The 24,693-nt window shown below is 60.9% G+C and carries 19 protein-coding genes and 3 tRNA genes; 16 read left to right on the top strand and 6 right to left on the bottom strand.

Translation table 11 applies throughout. The annotated features are described in order from the left end of the window. Position 1: 1 nt before the first annotated feature. Together ACJ8HB_RS12375 and frdA are read right to left on the bottom strand one after the other, a co-directional pair. On the bottom strand, positions 2–736 hold the full coding sequence (locus ACJ8HB_RS12375) for a succinate dehydrogenase/fumarate reductase iron-sulfur subunit (protein ID WP_004929676.1): 735 nt from the start codon (positions 734–736) through the stop codon (positions 2–4). Further along, positions 729–2,525, bottom strand: a complete 1,797-nt coding sequence (gene frdA, locus ACJ8HB_RS12370; RefSeq protein ID WP_047569667.1) for a fumarate reductase (quinol) flavoprotein subunit — start codon at positions 2,523–2,525, stop codon at positions 729–731. Before frdA ends, ACJ8HB_RS12375 begins: the two co-directional genes overlap by 8 nt. Before the next feature lie 385 nt (positions 2,526–2,910). Between frdA and epmA the strand changes: the two genes are divergently transcribed. After that, positions 2,911–3,888, top strand: a complete 978-nt coding sequence (gene epmA, locus ACJ8HB_RS12365) for an elongation factor P--(R)-beta-lysine ligase (RefSeq protein ID WP_047569665.1) — start codon at positions 2,911–2,913, stop codon at positions 3,886–3,888. A 67-nt stretch (positions 3,889–3,955) separates the two neighbouring features. On the opposite strand, the gene mscM is transcribed toward epmA, so the two are convergent. From mscM to rsgA, 3 genes are all read right to left on the bottom strand, one after another. Then, positions 3,956–7,303, bottom strand: a complete 3,348-nt coding sequence (gene mscM, locus ACJ8HB_RS12360) for a miniconductance mechanosensitive channel MscM (RefSeq protein WP_033648710.1) — start codon at positions 7,301–7,303, stop codon at positions 3,956–3,958. A gap of 13 nt (positions 7,304–7,316) precedes the next feature. Beyond that, positions 7,317–8,210, bottom strand: coding sequence for an archaetidylserine decarboxylase (asd, locus tag ACJ8HB_RS12355; protein ID WP_047569661.1), 894 nt, complete (start codon positions 8,208–8,210; stop codon positions 7,317–7,319). 76 nt (positions 8,211–8,286) lie between these two features. Then, entirely contained in the window at positions 8,287–9,336 is a 1,050-nt protein-coding gene (gene rsgA / locus ACJ8HB_RS12350) for a small ribosomal subunit biogenesis GTPase RsgA (protein WP_047569659.1), read from the bottom strand. A gap of 242 nt (positions 9,337–9,578) precedes the next feature. Here rsgA and orn point away from each other — a divergent pair, with 242 nt between their 5' ends. From orn to ACJ8HB_RS12330, 4 genes are all read left to right on the top strand, one after another. Further along, positions 9,579–10,124, top strand: a complete 546-nt coding sequence (orn, locus tag ACJ8HB_RS12345) for an oligoribonuclease (RefSeq protein WP_047569657.1) — start codon at positions 9,579–9,581, stop codon at positions 10,122–10,124. A 191-nt stretch (positions 10,125–10,315) separates the two neighbouring features. Next, positions 10,316–10,391: transfer RNA gene (locus tag ACJ8HB_RS12340), tRNA-Gly, on the top strand. A gap of 66 nt (positions 10,392–10,457) precedes the next feature. Beyond that, positions 10,458–10,533: transfer RNA gene (locus tag ACJ8HB_RS12335), tRNA-Gly, on the top strand. A gap of 54 nt (positions 10,534–10,587) precedes the next feature. Beyond that, a tRNA-Gly gene (locus ACJ8HB_RS12330) sits at positions 10,588–10,663 on the top strand. Between the two features lie 311 nt (positions 10,664–10,974). On the opposite strand, the gene queG is transcribed toward ACJ8HB_RS12330, so the two are convergent. Further along, positions 10,975–12,114, bottom strand: coding sequence for a tRNA epoxyqueuosine(34) reductase QueG (queG, locus tag ACJ8HB_RS12325; protein ID WP_047569655.1), 1,140 nt, complete (start codon positions 12,112–12,114; stop codon positions 10,975–10,977). On the opposite strand from queG, the gene nnr reads away from it, so the two are divergent. The 11 genes from nnr (at position 12,113) to ACJ8HB_RS12270 (ending at position 24,578) form a co-directional block, all read left to right on the top strand. Further along, the gene (gene nnr / locus ACJ8HB_RS12320) at positions 12,113–13,627 is read left to right on the top strand and encodes a bifunctional ADP-dependent NAD(P)H-hydrate dehydratase/NAD(P)H-hydrate epimerase (protein WP_047569653.1); all 1,515 of its coding nucleotides are present in this window, start codon (positions 12,113–12,115) and stop codon (positions 13,625–13,627) included. The two genes, queG and nnr, sit on opposite strands and share 2 nt — an antisense overlap. A gap of 10 nt (positions 13,628–13,637) precedes the next feature. After that, the gene (tsaE, locus tag ACJ8HB_RS12315) at positions 13,638–14,108 is read left to right on the top strand and encodes a tRNA (adenosine(37)-N6)-threonylcarbamoyltransferase complex ATPase subunit type 1 TsaE (RefSeq protein ID WP_047569652.1); all 471 of its coding nucleotides are present in this window, start codon (positions 13,638–13,640) and stop codon (positions 14,106–14,108) included. A 7-nt stretch (positions 14,109–14,115) separates the two neighbouring features. Beyond that, entirely contained in the window at positions 14,116–15,948 is a 1,833-nt protein-coding gene (gene amiB / locus ACJ8HB_RS12310; protein ID WP_033648705.1) for an N-acetylmuramoyl-L-alanine amidase AmiB, read from the top strand. A 22-nt stretch (positions 15,949–15,970) separates the two neighbouring features. Then, positions 15,971–17,854 carry a DNA mismatch repair endonuclease MutL gene (gene mutL, locus ACJ8HB_RS12305; protein ID WP_047569649.1) on the top strand — a complete coding sequence of 628 codons (1,884 nt, stop codon included), beginning with the start codon at positions 15,971–15,973 and terminating at the stop codon, positions 17,852–17,854. Beyond that, positions 17,847–18,788 carry a tRNA (adenosine(37)-N6)-dimethylallyltransferase MiaA gene (gene miaA / locus ACJ8HB_RS12300; protein WP_004933679.1) on the top strand — a complete coding sequence of 314 codons (942 nt, stop codon included), beginning with the start codon at positions 17,847–17,849 and terminating at the stop codon, positions 18,786–18,788. Before mutL ends, miaA begins: the two co-directional genes overlap by 8 nt. Before the next feature lie 114 nt (positions 18,789–18,902). Further along, entirely contained in the window at positions 18,903–19,211 is a 309-nt protein-coding gene (gene hfq / locus ACJ8HB_RS12295) for an RNA chaperone Hfq (RefSeq protein ID WP_004933678.1), read from the top strand. Positions 19,212–19,309: 98 nt separating this feature from the next. Beyond that, positions 19,310–20,590: a ribosome rescue GTPase HflX gene (gene hflX / locus ACJ8HB_RS12290; RefSeq protein WP_004933675.1), complete on the top strand. Its 1,281-nt coding sequence runs from the start codon at positions 19,310–19,312 to the stop codon at positions 20,588–20,590. A 68-nt stretch (positions 20,591–20,658) separates the two neighbouring features. Beyond that, positions 20,659–21,909, top strand: a complete 1,251-nt coding sequence (gene hflK, locus ACJ8HB_RS12285; RefSeq protein ID WP_033636782.1) for an FtsH protease activity modulator HflK — start codon at positions 20,659–20,661, stop codon at positions 21,907–21,909. A 3-nt stretch (positions 21,910–21,912) separates the two neighbouring features. Beyond that, positions 21,913–22,917: a protease modulator HflC gene (hflC, locus tag ACJ8HB_RS12280; RefSeq protein WP_033648702.1), complete on the top strand. Its 1,005-nt coding sequence runs from the start codon at positions 21,913–21,915 to the stop codon at positions 22,915–22,917. Positions 22,918–22,980: 63 nt separating this feature from the next. Then, positions 22,981–23,181: a DUF2065 domain-containing protein gene (locus ACJ8HB_RS12275; RefSeq protein WP_004933666.1), complete on the top strand. Its 201-nt coding sequence runs from the start codon at positions 22,981–22,983 to the stop codon at positions 23,179–23,181. Positions 23,182–23,279: 98 nt separating this feature from the next. Continuing rightward, positions 23,280–24,578 (top strand): adenylosuccinate synthase, encoded by a 1,299-nt coding sequence (locus ACJ8HB_RS12270; RefSeq protein WP_033654892.1) that lies wholly within the window; start codon positions 23,280–23,282, stop codon positions 24,576–24,578. Positions 24,579–24,693 lie beyond the last annotated feature (115 nt).

Raw genomic sequence — 24,693 nt, 5'->3', positions numbered from 1 at the left:
CTTATTGCGGCTTCAGCATGGCGATCATGAAGTCTTTGGCGCTCTCCACCTTGCCCTGCTGGATGGCGGCGGCGGGATCGACGTGTTTCGGACAGACTTCGGAGCAATAGCCGACGAAGGTGCAGCTCCAGACGCCGTTTTGGCCGTTAAGCTGCGGCATGCGCTGTTTCTTGCCGTGGTCGCGGTTGTCCAGGTTGTAGCGGTGCGCCAGCGTGATCGCCGCCGGGCCGATAAACTCGGGGTTGAGGCCGAACTGCGGGCACGCGGCGTAGCACAGGCCGCAGTTGATGCAGCCGGAGAACTGGTGATACTTGGCCATCTGCGCCGGGGTCTGCACGTTCGGGCCGTCTTCCGGCTTGCGATCGTTGCCGATGATGTAAGGCTTGATCGCCTCCAGGCTTTCGATGAAGTGGGTCATGTCGACCACCAGATCGCGCTCGATCGGGAAGTTGCCCAGCGCTTCGACCTTCATGCCGCCGACGTAATCACGCAGGAAGGTTTTGCACGCCAGCTTCGGCACGCGGTTGACCATCATGCCGCAGGAGCCGCAGATCGCCATGCGGCAGGACCAGCGGTAGGAGAGATCCGGCGCCAGGTTATCCTTGATGTAGCCCAGCGCGTCGAGCAGCGAGGTCTGTTCGTCGTAAGGCACGGCGTAGGTGACGAAATGCGGCTCGGCGTCGCTTTCCGGGTTATAGCGCATGACGTCGATCTTCAGGGTTTGCATCTCAGCCATTTGCCTGCTCCTTATTCTTTTTCTCCTGCGCTTCGGCTTCTGCACCGTAGACGCGTTTGGCCGGCGGCAGCTTGGTGATTTTCACGTCGCTGTATTCGAGACGCGGCGCGCCCTGCGGGTTATGGAACGCCAGCGTATGCTTGAGGAAGTTGACGTCGTCGCGCTCGGTGCAGCCTTCGTCCAGGCGCTGGTGAGCGCCGCGCGACTCTTTGCGGTTAAACGCGGAGTGCGCCATACATTCGGCGACGTCCAGGCCGTAGCTCAGCTCGATGGTGTACAGCAGATCGGTGTTGAACACGCTGGAGTTGTCGGTGATGTTGACGCGCTTGAAGCGCTCTTTCAGCTCCGCCAGCTTATCGATGGTTTTTTGCATCAGCTCCGGCGTGCGGTAGATGCCGCAGCCCTCTTCCATCGACAGCCCCATTTCGTCGCGGATCTTCGCCCAGTTTTCGTTGCCTTCCTGCTTCATCAGGTTGCTCAGGCGGGTTTCGACATCGCGGGTTTGCGCATCCAGCGCGCTGCCGTTGGCCGGCGCGGTTTCCAGCGAGCGACGCGCCGCGTGCTCACCGGCGACGCGGCCGAACACCACCAGTTCTGCCAGCGAGTTGGAGCCGAGACGGTTGGCGCCGTGCAGGCCGACGGAGGAGCATTCGCCGACCGCGAACAGCCCCTTGATGCGGGTTTCGCAATTCTGGTCGGTTTCAATGCCGCCCATGGTGTAGTGCGCGGTAGGGCGCACCGGGATCGGATCTTTCACCGGATTGACGCCGACGTAGGCCTTGGCCAGTTCACAGATGAACGGCAGCCGCTCCAGCAGCTTTTTCTCGCCCAGGTGGCGCAGATCGAGGTAGACCACGTCGCCGCGCGGGGTGGCGATGGTGCGGCCGGCGCGCCATTCGTGCCAGAAGGCCTGGGACACCTTGTCGCGCGGGCCCAGCTCCATGTATTTGTTCTTCGGCTCGCCCAGCGGGGTTTCCGGGCCCATGCCGTAATCTTGCAGGTAACGGTAGCCGTCCTTGTTCACCAGGATGCCGCCTTCGCCGCGGCAGCCCTCGGTCATCAGGATGCCGGAACCGGGCAGGCCGGTCGGGTGATACTGCACGAACTCCATGTCGCGCAGCGGCACGCCGTGGTGGAACGCCATGCCCATGCCGTCGCCGGTAACGATGCCGCCGTTGGTGTTGTAGCGGTAGACGCGCCCGGCGCCGCCGGTGGCCATCACCACTGCGTTGGCGCGGATCTGCACGCGGGTGCCTTCCATCATGTTGAGCGCCACCAGGCCGCGCGCCTGGCCGTCATCCACCAGGATATCCAGCACGAAGTGCTCGTCGAAGCGTTGAATTTGCGGGTATTTCAGCGAGGTCTGGAACAGGGTGTGCAGCATGTGGAAGCCGGTCTTGTCGGCGGCGAACCAGGTGCGTTCGATCTTCATGCCGCCGAAGCGCCGCACGTTGACCGACCCATCCGGTTTGCGGCTCCACGGGCAACCCCACTGCTCGAGCTGGGTCATCTCGCGTGGGCACTGATGCACGAAGTGATCGACCACGTCCTGTTCGCACAGCCAGTCGCCGCCGGCGACGGTGTCGTGGAAGTGGTAGTCGAAGGTATCGTGATCCTGGGTGACGGCGGCGGAGCCCCCCTCGGCGGCGACCGTGTGGCTGCGCATCGGGTAGACCTTAGAGATCAGCGCGATTTTCAGTTGGGGATTGGCTTCCGCTGCGGCTATTGCTGCACGTAAACCAGCGCCCCCGGCCCCAATAATGGCAAGATCGGCGTTAAAGGTTTGCACTGCATTCCTCCAATGTTCTTGTTAAGAACGGCAAGTTAAATATCTATGCTTAAAATTTAGCGAACTCTTCGGGTGCTAACTAATTGAACCGATTAATGTTGCTTAAAGGTTAAGGATAGATATCTCCCACCAATAATGGGGAATTAACTATACCTAAAGTTAAGTAGTCGAAATTTGATGTGATCGATTGTTTTGTCGATTAACGCTCGACCAACAGGCTTGCCTGCCTTTTCGCGTGTTCGGCGTGCTTTACCCTTTTTAACGCGCTTTTGTCGCCTATTTATCGGAAATTGGCGTTATGGCCGGTTGTGCATCGTGAAGAATTTGTTTGGCTGCAAGGATGCGAGTAGACTGCATCCCCTGTTTGATTTCGGAGTTAATTACCATGAGCGAAACGGCAAGCTGGCAGCCTAGTGCACCCATCGCCAATTTGTTGAAACGCGCAGCGATTCTGGCTGAGATCCGGCGTTTCTTCGCCGATCGTGGCGTGCTGGAAGTTGAGACGCCCACCATGAGCCAGGCGACGGTCACCGACGTTCACCTGTTCCCGTTCGAGACGCGTTTCGTCGGGCCGGGGGCGGCAGAGGGCCTGACGCTATACATGATGACCAGCCCGGAATATCACATGAAGCGTCTGCTGGCGGCGGGCAGCGGCCCGATCTACCAAATGGGGCGCAGCTTCCGCAATGAAGAAGCCGGGCGGCATCACAACCCGGAATTCACCATGCTGGAGTGGTACCGTCCGCACTACGACATGTACCGCCTGATGAACGAGGTGGACGATCTGCTGCAACAGGTGCTGGACTGCGAGAACGCGGAGACCCTGTCTTATCAGCAGGCGTTCCTGCGCCATCTGGACATCGATCCGCTGTCGGCGGAGAAGGCGCAGCTGCGTGAAGCGGCGGCCAAGCTCGACTTGAGCAACATCGCCGATACTGAAGAAGACCGCGATACGCTGCTGCAGCTGCTGTTTACCGTGGGCGTGGAGCCGCATATCGGCCGTGAAAAGCCGGCGTTCGTTTACCACTTCCCGGCCAGCCAGGCGGCGTTGGCGGAGATCAGCACCGAAGACCACCGCGTGGCGGAGCGTTTCGAGGTGTACTTCAAGGGCATTGAGCTGGCGAACGGTTTCCGCGAGCTGACCGACGGCCGTGAACAGCAGCAGCGCTTCGAGCAGGACAACCGCAAGCGCGCGGAGCGAGGCCTGCCGCAGCAGCCGATCGACTACAACCTGCTGGCGGCGTTGCAGCACGGCATGCCGGAATGTTCCGGCGTGGCGCTGGGCGTGGATCGCCTGGTGATGCTGGCGCTGGGCGCCGAGAGCCTGAGCGACGTGTTGGCCTTCCCGGTTGGGATCGCCTGACGTTTCAGGCGCAGAGAAAAGCAAAAGGGTCGGCATTTGCCGGCCCTTTTTTTATCGCGAGAACCGCTTACAGCCCCCCGGCGTCGCGCTTGGTGTTCGGCGCCGGCGTGGATGGCGGCGTACGGCCGTTGTTGGTCAGCCGCGACAGCGTCTCGGTGCGCACCTGGAACGGCGGGTACGGTAGCGTGATGCCGTGCTCGCGGTAGCCCGCCAGGATCAGCTGGTGGATCTCGTGGCGCAGCGGCATGCGGTGGCCCATCTCGGCGGCGTAAATACGCATCTCGAAGATCTGAATGCCCTGTTGCAGATCGACCAGGTAGACTTCCGGCACCGGATTGTCCAGCACCAGCGAACAGCGCTCGGCGGCGTTCATCAGGATTTTGGTCACCTCTTCGCTATTGGCCTCGCCCGGAGCCGGCACGGTCAGCACCACGCGGGTGATGGCGTCCGAGAGCGACCAGTTGACGAACTGCTCGGTGATGAACGCCTTGTTCGGCACGATGATCTCTTTGCGGTCCCAATCGGCGATGGTGGTCGCGCGGGTATTGATCTTGGTTATCGTGCCGGTCAGGTTGCGGATCGTTACGGTATCGCCGATGCGGATCGGCTTCTCGAACAGGATGATCAGGCCGGAGATGAAGTTGGAGAAAATCTCCTGCATGCCAAAGCCGAGACCCACGCTGAGCGCGGTGACCACCCACTGCAGTTTCGACCATTCGATGCCGATCCAGGAAAAGCTGAGAATGGCGCCGAACAGCAACAGCAGGTATTTGGTGATGGTGGTGATGGCGTAACCGGTGCCCGGCGACAGATCCAGGTGCTGCAGCACCGCCAGTTCCAGCAGCGCCGGCAGGTTGCGCACCAACTGCATGGTGATGATCAATACCAGAATGGCGATCAGCACTGCGCCGAGGGTGATCGGGTGGGCGGTTTCCACGCCGTTGACCGTCGAGGTCACGTCCCACAGCGAGATATTTTCCAGGAAGCTGAAGGCGGAGTGGATCTCCGACCACAAAACGATCACCGACACCAGCGCGATCAGCGTCAGGATCGAACGCACCAGCCGCAGCGACTGGGCGCTGATGGTATCCAGGTCTATCTCTGAGTAGTCCATATCCACCGAACCTTCGGTGCTGTTCGGGGTATGCGAGGTTTCGTCTTCGCCGCGGGCGCGCTGGGCCAGAATGTCCGCGCGGCGCTGTTTGGCGCGGTCGAAGGCGATGCGTCGCCGTTGGATCAGCATCCAGCGGCGGATGATGTGGTAGACGACCAGCAGCAGGAACCAGATCGCCACCGAGGTTTCCAGGCGCGCCAACAGCGCCTGCGCGGTGGTGAGATAACCGACGCTCGACGCCAGCGCCGCCAGCAGCGGCGCCGACAGCAGCAGCCCCCAGAAGGCGCTGTTGAGCATGTTGTCGCCGGAGCCGTTTTTATCCAGATACAGCGGGATGCCGGCGCGCTTGAGGCTGTGGGTGACCAGCGCCAGCGCCAGACACAGCAGAATGAAGCACAGCCGCCCCAGCGTGTTGGCGAACTCGCGCTCTTTCAGGCTATCGAAGGTGATCAGCGCCATGATCAGCGGCACGATCAGCCAGATCGACATCTTGTAGTAGCGCATGGCGCGCGAAACCTGCTTCGCCGGCCAGCGGAAGTGCACGATGAACAACCCTTGCGGGTGGGCGAAGGCGGCGCAGATCATGCAGATCCACAGGATCGGCAGCGTGGCGGTCACCCCTTTGCCGATCGCTTCCGCCACCGGGTAGTTCCAGGCGCTCTGCAGGCCGTAGCCGAGCGCGGCCCACAGCACCGGCAGCGGCATCGCCACCAGAATCGACCAGAACACGGTGCGCACCGTCAGGAAGAATTCGTCCTGCGTCACCTTGCCGACGCGGCTGCTGGCGCGCTCGAGGAAGGCGTGGTAGTGCTTGCGCGAACTGATGCTGAAAATCACCAGCAGCAGGGCGCCGAAGATCGGGATCAGCGTTTCGCGGCTGGTCACCATCATCATGAAGGCGCCGCCGAGCTGCGACAGCGTGTCCAGCGACAGAACGCGCGTCAGATCGTGCGCCACGTTGAGCGGATAAGAGAAGTTGATCGGATTGACGTCCGGCACCCAGAACAGATAGCGGTGGGTGGCGTCGCGAATTTCGTTCAACGCTTCGATCAACTGGGTGTTGGCCACCTTCAGCTTGGTCAGCTCGAGGATTTGGGTGTCGCAACCGGACAACAACGAGTTCAGCAGCTCGCGCTGGGTGCGCAGCTGGGCATCGACGATGCGCTGCTCCTGGTTGGTCAGCGCGCTGCCGTCGTCGCGCTTGAATTCGCGCTGCGACAGTTTTTCCAGCTGAGTTTCAAACTGCAGGCGCTGCACGCGCAGCTGGGCCATGTCGCCGTCCAGCTGTTGCGGCTTGGGCATTTCCGGCAGCGTCGCCACCTGGGCGCGCAGGGTTTCCCCCAGCGCCGACGACGAACCGAGCCACTGGGCCTGCTCGATGATGGTGCTCAGCGCCTGGCGCACCTGCAGCGTCTGCGCCGCCGCCTGCCGCTGCTGCGATGAAATCAGATCCATGCGCTGCGCCTGGCTGTTCAGCGCGGCGGACAGTTCGCGGTTGATCTGCAGCTGTTGGCTGATGCTTTTTGGCAAATCGCCGTTCTGCTCGGCCAGCTGCTCGGTTTTTTCCAGCGCCTGTTCCGCTTCGCGTTGGCGCTGGGCGTTGAGGTTGTTGCGCAGCGCCTGCAGCTGAACATCTATTTTCTCGTGGCGCTTTTTATAGACTTCGGCGCGCATGCGCGCCAGCTCCTGCCGGTTGTTGGCCGACAGCTGCGCCAGTTCCAGCTCATCCACTTTGGCCTTGCGCGCCGCGGCTTCGGTCTGCAGCAGGGCCAGGGCGGCCTGCGCGTACGGCGTGGTCGGGTTGGCGGGCTGCGCCTGCAGGCGGCGCTGCACTTCCGTCAGCGCACGGCGGGCGTCGGTCTGCTGCTGCGGCAGCTGGCCGAGCGAATCGCTGATTTCCCGCGTGCGATCCTGCTCTTGCTGCAGCAGGCGCGCCTGTTCCAGCAGCAGACTGCTGGTTTGCAGGATCTGCTGTTCCAACTCGGCGGCCGGCAGATCGTCGCCGTTCGGCAGGATCTTGTTGCTTTCCAGCACCAGCTGGCGGCGCAGTTCCTGCGTCATCTTCGGGAAATCGTCGATCACCCTCTGATACTGCTCGGAGCGAGTCTGCGACTCTTTACGCTCCGCCAGCCAGTTGAGGGCGCTTTGCAGCGCCTCGGTGGTCTCCGCCTGATTCGGCGCGTTTTTGCTGCTTTCCGCCTGCTTCAGCTCTTGCTTGAGCTGGGTCTCGGTCGGCAGGGGAGCGGCCAGCGCCGGTTGCCACAGCAGGCAACCGAGCAAAAGCGTGATGATCAGGCGCACGGCGTCGATTCCTTTAGAGCGGGGTCTGTGGTGTTTCAGCGGCGGCCGGGATTTCGGCGAACGCCTCACCCATGCGGGTGACGGTGCCGTTTTGCAACTGCGGCGCGAGCTGCACGCTGCCTGCGGTAAACAGATTGATCACCGTGGAGCCAAGCTTGAAGCGGCCCATCTCGGCGCCTTTTTCCAGCGCGATGGCGCCCTCTTCACCGGCGGCCGGGTAGGTCCAGCGTTTGATGATGCCTTCGCGCGGCGGCGTGACGGTGCCGGCCCAAACGGTTTCGATGCTGCCGACAATGGTGGCGCCGACCAGAATTTGCACCATCGGCCCGATGTCGGTGTCGAACACGCAGATCACGCGCTCGTTGCGCGCGAACAGGTTAGGCACGTTGGCGGCGGTGAGCGGGTTGACCGAGAACAGATCGCCCGGCACATAGATCATTTCGCGCAGCACGCCGGAGCATGGCATGTGCACGCGGTGGTAATCGCGCGGCGCCAGATAGGTCGTGGCGAACAGGCCGTTGCGGAACGGTTCGGCCAGCAGGTAGTTGCCGGCCAGCAGCGCTTCCAGGCTGTAGTGATGGCCTTTGGCCTGGAAGATTTGATCGTCGCGGATCGGGCCGAGCTGGCTGATGGCGCCATCGGCGGGCAGCGCCAGCCAGTTGGCGTCGGCGATGATTGGGCGTGCGCCATCGCGCAGCGGGCGCACGAAGAAGTCGTTGAAGGTGGCGTAAGACGCCAGGTCCGGATTTTGCGCTTCCTGCATGTCCACGCGGTAGAAGCGGGCGAAGGCCTTGATCACCAGTTGGGTCAGCCAGCCGGCCCGTTTGTCGGCGCCCCAGCCCGCCAGGCGGGTCAGCGCCAGCTTCGGTAGCCAATATTGCAATTTAATCTTGATGCTATCCAGCACGTTAACCTCGTGAATCAGGGTAAAGGGCGCGCATTGTAACGAGGGCCTCGCCGTCGTCAATGCCCGCCCGTCAGTGTCAGTCTGCGGCGTCCGTGAAGTTCTTGCGAACCTTCACCTGCGCCATGCTTTCCAGAATGCGGTGATAGTTGTCGAAACGCTCTTCCGCGATATCGCCTTTCTCCATCGCCGCGCGGATGGCGCAGCCGGGATCGGTATCGTGGCGGCAGTCGCGGAATTTGCAACCGCCTAAATAATCACGGAATTCGACAAAGCCGCGGGTGATTTGTTCCGGATCCAGGTGCCACAGGCCAAACTCGCGCACCCCCGGGGAGTCGATCACGTCGCCGCCGTGCTGGAAATGGTACAGCCGCGCGGCGGTGGTGGTATGTTGCCCGAGGCCCGATACGTCGGAAACCTGATTTACCAGAATTTGCTCTTCGGACGGCGGCAGCAGCGCATTCAGCAGGCTGGATTTGCCGACGCCGGACTGGCCGGCGAAGATGCTGATGCGCCCGGCCAGCGCCTGTTCGAACTCCGCCATGCCTTCCCGCGTCTGGCTGGAGACTTCCAGCACCCGGTAGCCAATCTTGCGATAGATATCCATCATGCCGTCGACCAGCTTGCGCGCTTCGGCGTCCAGCAGGTCGATTTTGTTGAGCACGATCAGCGGCTCGACTTCGAGCGTTTCGCAGGCCACCAGATAGCGGTCGATGATGTTCAGCGACAGCTCGGGCAGGATCGCCGACACGATGACAATCTGATTGATATTGGCGGCGATCGGCTTCACGCCGTCGTAGAAGTCCGGGCGCGTCAGCACCGAGGTGCGTTCGTGCACCGCTTCCACGATGCCTTTCACCCCTTCATGGGCGCCCAGGCCGGGGCGCCACACCACGCGATCGCCGGTGACCAGCGAACGCAGCGTGCGGCGGATATTGCAGCGGTGCTGAGTGCCATCCGGCGCCTCAACGTCGGCGTGCATGCCGAAACGGCTGATGACGACGCCTTCCTGCGGCTCGCCCAGTTGGGAATCATCCGGTTCCGGTTTGTTATCAGCGCGCTTCAGACGGCGCTGATGGTTCGCCTGCACGCGGCGTTGCTGACCTTTGGACAGTTTGTTCTTACTCACTGCGCCTCACTTGACTCGATTTTATACCTTTACACGTACGGCGGCGGTTGGGGGTCTTCCCCGGCCGCAGCCTTGAACCCGTCGGGGGTATATGTCGCCCAGGGCGACCAAAAAGACTATGATACACGCTATTTTATATTAAATAACCGTTGTTAGCCGTCGGCTGCGGCGCGTCGCCACCGGCGGCGCCCGCCGTCTCGTCCGCACAGCGTTTTTCTCTCGGCTTTTAGGCAGGAAACATCATGACAGGAAACGAAAATAACCTGATTTGGATCGATTTGGAGATGACCGGGCTGGATCCCGAGCGTGACCGCATTATCGAGATCGCCACGCTGGTCACCGACGCCAACCTGAACATCCTGGCGGAAGGGCCGGTGATCGCCGTGCATCAGTCCGACGAACAGCTGGCGCTGATGGACGAGTGGAACGTGCGCACCCACACCGGCAGCGGGCTGGTGGAGAGGGTGAAAGCCAGCTGCCAGGACGATCGCGCCGCCGAGCTGGAAACGATAGCCTTCCTGCAGCAGTGGGTGCCAGCCGGCAAATCGCCGATCTGCGGCAACAGCGTGGGCCAGGATCGCCGTTTCCTGTTCCGCTATATGCCGGAGCTGGAGGCCTACTTCCATTACCGCTACCTGGACGTCAGCACGCTGAAGGAGCTGGCGCGCCGCTGGAAGCCGGAAATTCTCGCCGGCTTTAAAAAGCAGGGCACCCATCAGGCGCTGGACGACATTCGTGAATCGGTGGCCGAACTGGCGTATTACCGCGAACATTTCATCCAGCTCTAAGGTGCGAGGGCCTCTGCGGGGAAAAAACGCCGGTTTTAGCCGCTTAATTCGCCAATCTGGCGCTTTAATCGGCAATCAAACAAAAATCGCGTTTTTTTGCTTTCAGGGGCTTGCGGCAAAAAGGATTTCTCGTATAATGCGCACCCCGTACCGATGAAGAATTTCGTAACGTTCCACCATCGATACGCCGGGCGGGAATAGCTCAGTTGGTAGAGCACGACCTTGCCAAGGTCGGGGTCGCGAGTTCGAGTCTCGTTTCCCGCTCCAAATTCAACAATGTCGCGATGCGGCATGATGAATAAATAAAGCAGTATCAAGCAGTACCTATGCGACGCGGGAATAGCTCAGTTGGTAGAGCGCAACCTTGCCAAGGTTGAGGTCGCGAGTTCGAGCCTCGTTTCCCGCTCCAAAAATTCAAAGGTCACGCCAGTGTTTGGTGGCCGGATGCCAAAAGCATCTCAATGCGGGAATAGCTCAGTTGGTAGAGCACGACCTTGCCAAGGTCGGGGTCGCGAGTTCGAGTCTCGTTTCCCGCTCCAATTTTCTCTTCGTTTCAAACTCAAATCCAACGCCTTATCCGGCGCGGGTTTTTGTCCCGTTTTACACGCCTGGTAAAAATGTTGTGAACAGAGTTATCCACAGCCTCTGCACATAAACTCGCCTGCCTGAAAAATCAACGTCATACAAATTAAATATTTATCTATTTGATTTATAGGTTTATTTATTTATCCCAAAACGTTATGCCGATCACTTGCTCTTTTTGTTGCAGTTGAAAGACAACGTGTTTTTATTTTTATGCACAAATCCACAGAGTGAGTCTTCCGGCGCTACGTCCGAATGGCGCACGCCGTCAGGCATCCCTTGGCAAACCTTTTTCCACAGCCCGTATCAGCCGTTTTTTCTGCGCCGTTTGCACCTCGATGCCCTGCGCTTCGCGGCGGGCGAGCTGTTGCGCCAGCGCCCAGTGGATATGTTCGTCCAGCATGGCGTTCTGGCCCAAACGGGTGCGCAGTGCGAGCACGATGCCGTCCTCGTAGGGCGCATTGCCCAGCGCCACGGCGATATTGCGCAGCCAGCGCAGATGGCCGATGCGGCGTATCGCCGAGCCTTCGGTGATGCGCAGGAATTTTTCCTCCGTCCAGTTGAACAGATCGATCAACTGCGGCGCATGCAGCGCGGCGCGCGGGCTGAAATCGTCTTCGTCGGTAAGCTGCGAAAAGCGGTTCCACGGGCAGATCTGCTGGCAGTCGTCGCAGCCGTAGATGCGGTTGCCGAGCAGTGGGCGGAACTCCTCCGGGATCGCGCCTTCCAGCTCGATGGTCAGGTAGGAGATGCAGCGCCGGGCGTCGACGGTATAGGGGGCGACGATGGCGCCGGTCGGGCAGGTGGTGATGCAGGCGACGCAGCGGCCGCACTGCTCTTCCTGCGGCTGGTCTACCGGCAGCGGCAGATCGATCAGCAATTCGCCGAGGAAAAACCACGACCCGGCTTCACGGTTGAGAATTAGTGAGTGTTTACCAACCCAGCCAATGCCCGCCTTGGCGGCCAGCGCGCGTTCCATCACCGGCGCAGAATCGACAAAGGGGCGGAAATTCAACTCGCCGCAGTAGGCCTGGATCTGATCGCCCAACTTTTTCAGGCGCTGGCGCAACAGCTTGTGATAGTCGCGCCCCAGCGCATAGCGGCTGACGTAGCCCAGCTGCGGATTTTGCAAGGTGCTGGCAAACGCCGCCTTGGCCGGCAGGTAGTTCATGCGTACGCTGATCACTCGCAGCGTGCCCGGCAACAGTTCGTGAGGGCGTGCGCGCAGCATGCCGTGGCGCGCCATCCATTCCATTTCGCCGTGGTACTGTTTGTCGAGCCAGGCCTGCAGCTTCGGCTCTTCAAGGCTCAAATCGGTATCGCAGATGCCAACCTGCTGGAATCCTAGCGATTGCCCCCATTGCTTGATATGTTGGGCGAGTTGATGGAGATCGAGGGGGTGCGTCATGACGGGCCACAGTGAAAAAGCATACGCTGACAGTTTACCACACTCTGTCTGGCCTGCGGATTGGATCCGTCGCTCGGAACCCGCAGCGGCGGCCTCGCTCGGTATTTCTCTTTACGATTTGATGCAGCGCGCCGGTCAGGCGGCCTACGCGCTGGCGCGCAACGCGTACCCCTCCCGCGACCACTGGCTGGTGCTGTGCGGCCACGGCAACAACGGCGGCGACGGCTATGTGGTGGCGCGCCTGGCGAAGGCGGCGGGCGTGCAGGTGACGCTGATCGCCTGCGACGGCGCACGGCCTTTGCCACCGGAAGCCGCAGCGGCCCGCGAGGCCTGGCAAGCCGCAGGCGGCGACATTCTGCCGGCGAACAGCCGCTGGCCGACGTCTGTTTCTCTCATTATCGACGGCCTGTTAGGCACCGGCCTGGGCAGCGCGCCGCGTGCGCCCTACGACGCGCTGATCGAGGCCGCCAACCGCCATTCGGCACCGGTGGTGGCGCTCGATATTCCGTCCGGCCTGCTGGCGGAGAGCGGCGCGGCGCCGGGCGCGGTCGTGCGTGCCGCGCACACCGTCACGTTCATCGGCCTCAAGCCGGGGTTGCTGACCGGCCAGGCGCGCGACTGGGTCGGGCAACTTCATCAGAATGCGCTAGGCTTATCGGGTTGGTTGGCGAAGCAACCGGAGCAGATTCAGCGGCTTACCGCCGAGGTGTTGCCGCGTTGGCTGCATCCGCGCCGTCCCTGCGCCCATAAGGGCGAGCATGGCCGCCTGCTGTTGGTGGGCGGCGATCGCGGGTTCGGCGGCGCCATTCGCATGGCGGCGGAAGCGGCGCTGCGTAGTGGGGCTGGATTGGTGCGAGTGCTTACTCACATGGAGCATGTCGCGCCGCTGTTGGCGGCTCGGCCGGAGCTGATGGCGCAGGCGCTGGACGAGGCGACGCTGCGGCAGGCGATGCAATGGGCGGATGTGCTGGTGATTGGCCCGGGTCTGGGCCAGGCTGAGTGGGGCAAAAACGCCTTGAACGTGCTGCAAATCAGCGATAAACCGGCCTTGTGGGACGCCGATGCGCTGAACTTGCTGGCATTAAATCCCGAGAAACGGCAGAATCGCGTGATGACTCCGCATCCTGGAGAGGCTGCTCGGCTGTTGAGCTGCAGCACTGCCGACATCGAGAGTGATCGCTTACTTGCCGTGCGCAAGCTGACGGCGCGCTACGGTGGCGTGGCGGTGCTGAAAGGCGCAGGTACGCTGATCGCCGATGAGCAGGGGCAGATGGCGATCGCCGATGTCGGCAACGCTGGCATGGCCTCCGGCGGCATGGGCGATGTGCTGTCGGGCATCATCGGCGGTTTGCTGGCGCAAAAGTTCTCGCTGTATGATGCCGCCTGTGCGGGCTGCGTCGTACACGGCGCGGCCGGCGATCGCGTAGCGGAAAGACAAGGAACAAGAGGCATGTTGGCGACCGATTTACTGCCGGACATCCTTCATTTCGTTAACCCTGAGTGGGCAAAATAGACTTTATCGAATGAAAGAACTCGTTTTACCTCTGCCGGACGAGGCAGCGACTGTCGCTTTGGGCACCACTTTGGCCCAGGCCTGCGATCGCGCCAGCGTCATCTATCTCTACGGCGACCTGGGCGCCGGTAAAACCACCTTCAGCCGTGGTTTCCTGCAGGCGTTAGGGCATCAGGGCAACGTTAAAAGCCCGACCTACACGCTGGTGGAACCCTATGCCTTGCAGCCGCTGGCGGTGTATCACTTCGATCTGTATCGCCTGGCCGATCCGGAAGAGCTTGAATTCATGGGCATTCGCGATTACTTCGCGCAAGACGCCATCTGCCTGGTCGAATGGCCGCAGCAGGGCACCGGCGTGCTGCCGGAGCCGGATCTGGCGCTGCATCTTAGCTTTCAGGGCGAGGGGCGAGAGGCGAAGATCGAGGCGATTTCCGCATACGGCAGCCAGCTGTTAGACCGCATTCATGGATCACAGGGATGATGCTGCAATGACGCACGTGTTGAAAAAATTTGCGGTCATCATGCTGATCGCCGTGCTGGGGCCGCTCGGCGCGCTGAACGCGCTGGCGGCGTCCTCGCTGTCCGATATCAAAGTGTCCAACGCCCAACGCGAAGCGACGGTGTCGGTGAGCTTCAATGGCCCGCCGGACTATGCGTTTTTCCCGCTGCACGGCCCGGAACGCGTGGTGCTGGACGTTAACCAGAAGGGCAAGGTCGGCGGTCTTCCGCTCAATTTCAGCGGGCAAAACCTGGTGAAAAGCATTCGTTCCAGCGCGCCGAAAGACGCGCAGAGCGTGCGCCTGGTGTTTGATCTGACCCAGCGCGCCAAAACCCGCGTCGCCACCCGCCAGAACGGCGGCGTGCATACCGTGGTGTTCACCATTACGGCCGAAGGCGGCGCCAATACCGTGGTGCGTAAAGCGCCGGTGCAAACGCCTGCGCCGGTTGCGGTCAATCCACCGCCGCGTCAGGCGCCGGTCACGGTCAGCCAGCCACCGCGCCAGGCGCCGGTCGCGGTGCGTGAAGCGCCGGAGCCGCCGCTGCGCAAAGCGCCGACAGGATCGAATCCCTTTACCAATAAACAGACCGTGGTCGCAGGCACCGCCACAGAGGTCACGCCGCGCAGCAGCCGCGTTTCCGCCGGTTCCGGCGATCGGGTGGTGGTAGCGATCGACGCCGGCCACGGCGGCCAGGATCCGGGCGCCATTGGCCCGAGCGGGCTGAAAGAAAAGAATGTCACCATCGCCATCGCGCGCCGCCTGCAGGCGATGCTGGACGCCGATCCGCAGTTCAAACCGGTGCTGACCCGTACCGGCGACTATTTCATCTCGGTGATGGGGCGCTCCGATGTGGCGCGTAAACAGGGCGCCAACGTGCTGGTCTCCATCCACGCCGACGCCGCGCCAAACCGCAGCGCCAGCGGGGCCTCCGTCTGGGTGCTGTCCAATCGCCGCGCCAACAGCGAAATGGCCGGCTGGCTCGAACAGCATGAGAAACAGTCCGAGCTGCTCGGCGGCGCCGGCGATCTGCTGGCCAACAGCCAGGCTGACCCTTACCTGAGCCAGGCGGTACTGGATCTGCAGTTCGGCCACTCGCAGCGCGTGGGATACGACGTGGCGGTGAAGGTGCTGCAGCAACTGCAGAGCGTCGGATCGTTGCATAAACGCCGGCCGGAACACGCCAGCCTGGGCGTGCTGCGTTCGCCGGATATTCCCTCGCTGCTGGTGGAAACCGGATTTATCAGCAATAGCACGGAGGAGCGGCTGCTGGGCAGTAGCGCGTATCAGGAGAAGATTGCCAGGGCCATTCATAACGGCCTGCGCAGCTACTTCCTGGCGCATCCGCTGCAAGCCGACCCAAAGGTGGAAAACCGACCGCTGGACGTCGCAGCGGCGGTTAACACCTCAACACCAGACGTGCGCCAGCCTGAGCCTATCGTCAGCTCGGCCGGCGCGAGCCGCAGCGTAAGCGGCAAGACCCGGATCCACGTGGTGAAGCGGGCGGAAACGCTGTCCGGCATCGCCGACAGCTACGGCACCACCATGGCGGCGCTGCGTGATCTGAACAAACTGAAAAAAGACGGCGTGTGGGTCGGGCAACGCCTGAAGGTGCCGGCGGGGAAAGCCGCCGCCGTCACCACCACCGTCGCCAAGGCGAAAACGCCGGCGAAGAAAACGTCTAAACATAAAGTGGCCCGCGGGGATACGCTCTCCTCCATCGCTTCTCGCTACGGGGTCAGCGTCGGCGATCTGAAACGGGTCAATAATCTGAAGTCGGACGTCGCGCCGCTGGATCGGACGCTGACCATTCCGCAGGCCTAGCGCCATCGCTACAGGAGCCAGCATGCCTATCCAGGTGTTACCGCCGCAGCTTGCCAACCAGATCGCCGCCGGAGAGGTGGTTGAACGCCCCGCGTCGGTCGTCAAGGAGCTGGTGGAAAACAGCCTGGACGCCGGCGCAACGCGCATCGATATCGATATTGAACGCGGCGGTGCCAAGCTGATCCGCATTCGCGACAACGGCTGCGGCATCGGCAAGGACGATCTGGCGTTGGCGCTGGCGCGGCACGCCACCAGTAAAATCAGCACGCTCGACGATCTGGAGGCTATCGTCAGCCTCGGTTTCCGCGGCGAAGCGCTGGCCAGTATCAGCTCGGTTTCCCGTTTGACCCTGACGTCGCGCACCGCCGAGCAAAGCGAGGCGTGGCAAGCCTATGCCGAAGGGCGCGAGCAGGCGGTGACCGTCAAACCCGCCGCGCACCCGGTCGGGAGCACGCTGGAAGTGCTGGATCTGTTTTACAATACGCCGGCGCGCCGCAAGTTCATGCGCACCGAAAAAACCGAATTCGGCCATATCGATGAAGTGGTGCGGCGCATTGCGCTGGCGCGTTTCGATGTGGCGATCAACCTCAGCCACAACGGCAAACTGATCCGCCAATACCGGGCGGCGAAAGAAGAGAGCCAGCACGAACGCCGTTTGGGCAGCATCTGTGGTCCGGCGTTTTTGCAGCATGCGCTGAACATCGACTGGCAGCACGGCGATTTGAGCATCCGCGGTTGGGTGGCGGATCCGGCCGGGGCGCGCCAGCTGGGTGAAATGCAGTATTGCTACGTCAACTGCCGCATGATGCGCGATCGTTTGATCAATCACGCTATTCGTCAGGCCTATCAGGATCAGCTGAAGGACGATCAGCAGCCCGCTTACGTGCTGTATCTGGAGGTCGATCCGCACCAGGTGGACGTCAACGTTCATCCCGCCAAGCACGAAGTGCGTTTCCATCAGGCGCGGCTGGTGCACGATTTTATCTACCAGGCGGTAACCACCGTGCTGCAGCAGGCCGGTCAGACGCCGCCGCTGCCGCTGGCGGAAACGCCTGACGAAGCGCCCGCGCCGGTCTGGCAGCCGGAGAACCGCGTCGCCGCCGGCGGCAACCATTTTTCTCAGCCTGCGCCGCGCCGTGAAACGCCGCCACCGGCCGGCACCGCCCGTGAGCGGGCGCCGCAGCCGGGTTGGCAAACGGCGGGCGGTTACCAGAAACGCGAAGGCGAGCTGTACGGTAAACTGATGCAGCCCGACGCCGAGCCGCAGGCCGATGCCGCGCCGGCAGTTTCGAGCAAGCCGCCGCTGTTCCCGCCGGCGAAAGCCGCAGCGGAAACGCCGTTGGCGGGCGGCCAACACAGTTTTGGCCGGGTGTTGATGATCCATCCGCCGTGCTACGCGCTGATTGAGCAGCGCCAGCAGCCGGCGTTGCTCAATCTGGCGGTAGCCGAACGCTGGCTGCGCCAGGCGCAGCTCAACCCGCCGGCGGAAGGGCTGCGGCCGCAGCCGCTGCTGATCCCGATTAAGCTGACGTTGGAGAAGCGCGAAGCGGCGGCCATTGCGCGGCATCAGGCGCTGCTCGTGGCGATGGGGCTGGATCTACAGACGGATCATGGCCGTGTGACGCTGCGCGCAGTGCCTTTACCATTACGCCAACAAAATTTACAAAAACTGATACCCGAACTGTTAGGCTATCTGGCCGAACATCAGGAGATGTCGCCCGCGGTGCTGGCCACCTGGCTCGCTCGCCGTCTTGGCAGCGAACATGAACAGTGGAACACCTCGCAAGCGATACAATTGTTGACCGACGTTGAACGACTTTGCCCGCAGCTGGTCAAATCGCCACCGAGCGGACTTTTACAACCCGTTGATTTACAGGCCGCACTGGCGGCCCTCAAGCATGACTGACACTGAAATGACACCACGTCCCCCGGCTATTTTCATCATGGGGCCGACCGCCTCGGGCAAGACCGCGCTGGCGATCGCGCTGCGCGAACGCCTGCCGGTGGAACTGATCAGCGTCGATTCCGCGCTGATTTACCGCGGCATGGATATCGGCACCGCCAAGCCGAGCGCCGAAGAATTGGCGCAGGCGCCGCATCGGCTGATCGATATCCGCGATCCCGCCGAAGCCTACTCGGCCGCGGAGTTTCGCGCCGACGCGCTGAAGGAGATGGCCGACATCACCGCCGCCGGGCGCATTCCGCTGCTGGTCGGCGGCACCATGTTGTATTTCAAGGCGTTGCTGGAAGGATTGTCGCCGCTGCCGTCCGCCGATCCCGCGGTGCGCGAGCGCATCGAACGGCAAGCGGCGGAGCAGGGCTGGGAGGCGTTGCATCGGCAGTTGCAGGCGATCGATCCGGTCGCGGCATTGAGAATTCATCCGAATGATCCGCAGAGACTGTCCAGAGCACTGGAAGTTTTTTTTATTTCGGGTAAAACTTTAACGGAACTGACTAAAATTTCGGGTGAATCGTTGCCGTATCAAGTTCACCAATTTGCGATAGCGCCGACCAGCCGTGAGTTGATCCATCAACGCATCGAGCTGCGGTACCATCAAATGTTGGCGGCGGGTTTTGAGACGGAAGCGCGTGCACTTTTCGCACGGGGTGATTTGCATACGGACTTGCCCTCCATTCGCTGTGTCGGTTACCGCCAGATGTGGTCATACTTGTCTGGTGAAATTAGTTACGATGAGATGGTTTATCGTGGTATTTGCGCAACACGTCAGTTGGCTAAACGCCAGATGACCTGGTTACGGGGTTGGGAGTCGGTCCATTGGTTGGACAGTGAAAAGCCGGGAGAGGCTTTGGACTCGGTGACACAGGTTGTTAGTGCATAGGTTGGGTGATTGTGTACAATTGCTGAGTATTCAGCGCGCAAATTTTTTACGTCGTTTATTTTAGAGCCGACAGGTTCTTAGTTACAAACAACAAGCAAATAAGGAAAAGATAGAATGGCTAAGGGGCAATCTTTGCAAGATCCGTTCCTGAACGCATTGCGTCGTGAACGTGTTCCGGTTTCTATTTATTTGGTGAATGGTATTAAGCTGCAAGGCCAGATTGAGTCTTTTGACCAGTTTGTCATCCTGTTGAAGAACACGGTTAGCCAGATGGTGTACAAGCACGCTATCTCTACCGTTGTCCCGTCTCGCCCGGTCTCGCATCACAGTAACAACCCGAGCGGCGGTTCAAGCAACTATCACCATGGCAACAATCCGTCTGCGCAGCAACAGCCGCAGCAGGAAAGCGATGACGCTGAATAAAGCGCGTTGCAAGTCAACCATGACGGGGAGCATAAGCAGCCGCGGGCTGTTTATGTCCCCCAAACTCACGGTGAGTGTCCGTTTGAGAGGTTGCACGCTTGTTTGACCGTTATGAAGCCGGTGAGCAGGCCGTACTGGTTCATATCTATTTCTCGCAAGACAAAGATACGGAAGACCTCAACGAGTTCGAATCGTTGGTTTCCTCAGCCGGTGTCGAAGCTTTGCAAGTGGTGACCGGTAGCCGCAAAGCCCCGCATCCGAAGTACTTTGTCGGCGAAGGAAAGGCCGAAGAAATTGCAGATGCGGTGAAAGCCAGCGGCGCGTCTGTTGTCCTGTTTGATCATTCCCTTTCCCCGGCGCAGGAAAGAAACCTCGAGCGCCTGTGCGAATGCCGGGTGATCGATCGCACCGGGCTGATTTTAGACATCTTCGCCCAGCGTGCCCGCACCCATGAAGGTAAGCTGCAGGTGGAGCTGGCGCAGTTGCGTCACATCGCCACGCGTCTGGTACGCGGCTGGACGCACCTGGAGCGGCAAAAAGGGGGGATTGGCCTGCGCGGGCCGGGGGAAACCCAGCTTGAGACCGACCGTCGCCTGTTGCGCGATCGCATCAGCTTGATTCTGCGCCGCCTGGAGCGGGTAGAAAAGCAGCGTGAACAAGGCCGACGCGCGCGGACCCGCGCCGATGTGCCGACCGTATCGCTGGTGGGCTACACCAACGCCGGCAAATCCACCCTGTTTAACCGAATAACGTCTGCCGAGGTGTATGCGGCGGACCAGCTATTTGCCACCTTGGATCCTACGTTGCGGCGCATTGACGTGCCGGACGTGGGGGATACCGTGTTGGCGGATACCGTAGGCTTTATCCGGCACCTGCCGCACGATCTGGTGGCCGCCTTCAAGGCGACGCTGCAGGAAACGCGCCAGGCATCTCTGCTGCTGCACGTCATCGATGCCGCAGATCCGCGCGTCGATGAGAACATCGAAGCGGTGAACACCGTGCTGGCGGAGATAGACTCGGATGAAATCCCTACACTGTTAGTGATGAACAAAATAGATATGCTGGACGATTTTGTGCCGCGTATCGACCGCAACGACGAAAACCTGCCGATCCGGGTGTGGCTGTCCGCCGCCAGCGGAGAGGGTATTCCGTTGCTGTATCAGGCGTTGACGGAGCGCTTATCGGGGGAGATCGCGCATTACGAATTGCGCTTACCGCCACGGGCAGGCCGTCTTCGCAGCCGTTTTTACCAGCTTCAGGCGATTGAAAAAGAGTGGAACGAAGAAGACGGCAGCATTGGCGTGGTGGTGCGAATGCCGATCGTCGAATGGCGTCGTCTCTGCAAGCAAGAACAGGACCTGATTGACTTTATCGTATGATCATATCCTGTTACATTTATGCTTCGCGAAAGCCTGAAGTACCCAATCACAGAATATGGAGCTAAAACATGGCGTGGAATCAGCCCGGTAATAACGGACAGGACCGCGACCCGTGGGGGAGCAGCAATAACAATGGCGGCAACTCTGGCGGTAACAACAAAGGCGGTCGTGATCAAGGGCCACCTGATTTGGACGATATCTTCCGCAAACTGAGCAAGAAATTGAGCGGTTTCGGCGGGGGCAAAGGCTCCAACAGCAATAGCGGCGGCACCGGCACCTCTGGTCCGGGCTTCAGCGGCCGCATTATCGGTATCGCGGCGGTGGCCGTGGTGGTGATTTGGGCCGCCAGCGGCTTCTACACCATCAAGGAAGCCGAGCGCGGCGTCGTGACGCGTTTCGGCAAGTTCAGCCACCTGGTGCAGCCGGGCCTGAACTGGAAGCCGACCTTCATCGACGACGTGCGTCCGGTGAACGTGGAGTCCGTGCGCGAGCTGGCGGCGTCCGGCGTGATGCTGACCTCCGATGAAAACGTGGTGCGCGTGGAAATGAACGTGCAGTACCGCGTGACCAACCCGGAAGCGTACCTGTTCAGCGTCGTCAATGCCGACGACAGCCTGAGCCAGGCGACCGACAGCGCCCTGCGCGGCGTGATCGGCAAATACTCGATGGACCGCATCCTGACCGAAGGCCGTACCGTGGTGCGTAACGATACGCAGCGCATGCTGGAAGAGACCATTCGTCCTTACAACATGGGCATCACGCTGCTGGACGTCAACTTCCAGGCGGCGCGTCCGCCGGAAGAGGTGAAGGCGTCGTTCGACGATGCGATCGCCGCGCGTGAAAACGAGCAGCAATACATCCGTGAGGCGGAAGCTTACGCCAACGAAGTTCAGCCGCGTGCGAACGGCCAGGCGCAGCGTCTGCTGGAAGACTCCAAGGCTTATAAGGACCGTACCGTCCTGGAAGCTCAGGGTGAGGTGGCGCGCTTTGCCAAGCTGTTGCCGGAATACAAGTCCGCACCGCAGATCACCCGCGAGCGTCTGTATATCGAAACCATGGAAAAAGTGCTGGGCCATACCCGTAAGGTGTTGGTGAGCGACAAGGGCAACAACCTGATGGTGCTGCCGCTGGATCAGATGCTGCGCGGCCAAGGCGCGGCGCCGGAGAGCGGCAACAAGGATACCAGCCTGATTCGCCTCAATCCGAATCCTGCGCCGGCTGCCAACAGCAGCGCCCCGCGCACCAGCGGCGGTTCGATTATGGATCAGCGCCGGGCGAATGCGCAGCGTGACGACACCACTCGCGTAGGGAGAGAGTAATCAATGCGTAAGTCTTTTGTAGTTATTGTCCTCGCGGTGCTGGTGGTGCTGTACGCTTCGCTGTTCGTGGTGCAGGAAGGCCAGCGCGGCATCGTGCTGCGCTTCGGCAAGGTTCTGCGCGACGGCGAAAACAAGCCGCTGGTGTATGCGCCGGGTCTGCACCTCAAGATCCCGTTCATTGAGACCGTGAAGAACCTGGATGCGCGCATCCAGACCATGGATAACCAGGCCGATCGTTTCGTGACCAGCGAGAAGAAAGACCTGATCGTCGACTCCTATCTGAAGTGGCGCATCAGCGACTTCAGCCGTTACTACCTGGCGACCGGCGGTGGAGACGTCTCCCAGGCCGAAGTGCTGCTGAAACGCAAGTTCAGCGACCGTCTGCGTTCCGAAATCGGCCGCTTGGACGTGAAAGACATCGTGACCGACTCGCGCGGCAAGCTGATGTCCGACGTGCGTGACGCGCTGAACACCGGCACCGTGGGTGATGGCGAAGAAGTGGCGACCACCGAAGCCGATGACGCTATCGCCTCTGCGGCGGCGCGCGTTGAGCGGGAAACCACCGGCAAACAGCCGCAGGTTAACCCGAACAGCATGGCGGCGCTGGGCATCGAAGTGATCGACGTGCGTATCAAGCAGATCAACCTGCCGGCCGAAGTGTCCGACGCCATCTACCAGCGTATGCGCGCCGAGCGTGAAGCGGTAGCCCGTCGTCTGCGCTCGCAGGGCCAGGAAGAAGCCGAGAAGCTGCGCGCCAGCGCGGACTACGAAGTGACCCGTACCCTGGCGGAAGCCGAGCGTCAGGCGCGTATCACCCGCGGTGAAGGCGATGCCGAAGCGGCCAAGCTGTTTGCCAACGCGTTCAGCCAGGATCCGGACTTCTATGCCTTTATCCGCAGCCTGCGTGCCTATGAAGCCAGCTTCAAGGACAACCAGGACGTGCTGGTACTGAGCCCGGACAGCGATTTCTTCCGCTACATGAAGTCGCCTGATAGCCTGCGCAAGTAAGCGCCTCAGGCAATCTGATCGAGGGCCCGTTTTCGCGGGCCCTTTCTCGTTTTTGGGGGATGCATGAACTCAACGATTTGGCTGGCGCTCGGGCTGGTTCTGGTGTTGGAAGGATTGGGGCCGATGCTGTTTCCGCAGGCCTGGCGCAAAATGATTGTGGCGATGTCGCAGTTGCCGGACGCGACGCTGCGGCGATTTGGCGGTGGAATAGTGGTTGCGGGCTGCGTGATCTACTACATGTTGAGCGGCCGCACGGGTCTTTAAAGTCTAGCCCAAAATTTATGCAATCGTATGCTAAAAGTGCTGAAAATCGAAAATTACGGTGGTAGAATCCATTTTTAAGCAATCGGTGATTTTGAAAAATGGGTAAGAACGTCGTCGTACTGGGCACCCAATGGGGTGACGAAGGTAAAGGCAAGGTTGTAGACCTGCTGACTGAACGGGCTCAATATGTTGTGCGCTACCAAGGTGGCCATAACGCTGGCCACACTCTGGTAATCAACGGTGAAAAAACCGTTCTTCATTTAATTCCTTCAGGTATTCTGCGTGAAAACGTCACCAGCATCATCGGCAACGGTGTTGTTCTGGCGCCGGACGCGTTGATGAAAGAAATGGGTGAACTCGAAGCGCGTGGCATCCCGGTACGCGAACGTCTGTTACTCTCTGAAGCTTGCCCGTTGATCCTGCCTTACCACGTCGCGTTGGACAACGCGCGTGAGAAAGCGCGCGGCGCAAAAGCGATCGGCACCACCGGTCGCGGCATCGGCCCGGCTTACGAAGATAAAGTCGCTCGTCGCGGTCTGCGCGTCAGCGATCTGTTCAACAAAGAAACCTTCGCCGCTAAGCTGAAAGAGATCGTCGATTACCACAACTTCCAGCTGGTCAACTACTACAAAGTTGAAGCCGTCGATTATCAGGCGACGCTGGACTACGTGCTGTCTATCGCCGACATCCTGACCGCCATGGTGGTTGACGTTTCCGAACTGCTGGACGGCGCGCGCAAGCGTGGCGACCTGATCATGTTCGAAGGCGCTCAGGGCACCCTGCTGGATATCGACCACGGTACTTACCCGTACGTTACCTCCTCCAACACCACCGCCGGCGGCGTGGCTACCGGTTCCGGCATCGGCCCGCGTTATGTGGACTACGTGCTGGGCATCGTGAAAGCCTACTCCACGCGCGTGGGTGCAGGTCCGTTCCCAACCGAACTGTTCGATGAAACCGGCGAGTACCTGTGCAAGCAGGGTAACGAGTTCGGCGCCACCACCGGCCGTCGTCGTCGTACCGGCTGGCTGGACGCGGTAGCGGTGCGCCGCGCGGTGCAGATCAACTCCCTGTCCGGCTTCTGCTTGACCAAGCTGGACGTCCTGGACGGCCTGAAAGAAGTGAAGATCTGCGTGGGCTACCGCATGCCGGACGGCCGTGAAGTGGATACCACTCCGCTGGCGGCTGAAGGCTGGGAAGGCATCGAGCCTATCTACGAAACCATGCCGGGCTGGAGCGAAACCACCTTTGGCGTGAAAGAGCACAGCAAGCTGCCTCAGGCTGCGCTGAACTACATCAAGCGCATCGAAGAAGTGACCGGCGTACCGGTAGATATCATCTCTACCGGCCCGGATCGCAGCGAAACCATGATCCTGCGCGACCCGTTCGACGCATAATCAGGCTTTGCAGCATTAAACAAACCGGGCGCGTCCCGGTTTGTTTTTATCCTGACTCCCTCCGATTGCGGTTTCACGTCAAAAAATCCTTTCATAAACCCGCCTTAGGGCGCGG

It is taken from the genome of Serratia sp. CY27727 (genome assembly GCF_052169275.1).
Taxonomy (GTDB): Bacteria; Pseudomonadota; Gammaproteobacteria; order Enterobacterales; family Enterobacteriaceae; genus Serratia; species Serratia sarumanii.
Note: the sequence above shows the minus strand (reverse complement) of the source record. Positions and strands in the feature narration are given on the sequence as shown.